Origin of the sequence: Lentzea albidocapillata, assembly GCF_000719115.1 — a bacterium.
Lineage (GTDB): Bacteria > Actinomycetota > Actinomycetes > Mycobacteriales > Pseudonocardiaceae > Lentzea > Lentzea albidocapillata.
This window is the reverse complement of sequence record NZ_JOEA01000076.1, coordinates 1-477: the sequence shown is the minus strand read 5'-3', so window position 1 is coordinate 477 and position 477 is coordinate 1. Positions and strand designations below refer to the sequence as shown.

At 67.3% G+C, this 477-nt stretch carries 1 protein-coding gene; it reads right to left on the bottom strand.

Annotated elements, in window-relative coordinates:
• Nucleotides 1–477 (bottom strand): GTP-binding protein (locus IG04_RS0141865; protein WP_030482295.1); only part of this gene is annotated, 477 nt, incomplete at both ends.

The following is a 477-nucleotide window of genomic DNA, read 5'->3' as shown; positions in this document are numbered from 1 at the left end:
TGGTCAGCGAGGCGACGCCGTCACGGGCGAAGGCGTAGACGATCGGGAACTCGATCTGGTCCTCGTCGGCGTCCAGGTCGAGGAAGAGGTCGTACGTCTCGTTGACGACCTCGTCGATGCGGGAGTCCGGGCGGTCCGTCTTGTTGATGCAGAGGATGACCGGCATCCGGGCGGCGAGCGCCTTGCGGAGCACGAAGCGGGGCTGCGGGAGCGGGCCCTCGGAGGCGTCCACCAGGAGCACCACGGCGTCGACCATCGAGAGACCGCGCTCGACCTCGCCACCGAAGTCGGCGTGGCCGGGGGTGTCGATGATGTTGATCGTGATCGGGTCCCCGCCGGACTTGGGGTGGTACTTCACCGCCGTGTTCTTGGCGAGGATCGTGATGCCCTTCTCACGCTCCAGGTCGTTGGAGTCCATGACCCGGTCGTCGACCGAATCCAGCTGGTGGGCGGCGAAGGCGCCCGCCTGCTTGAGCA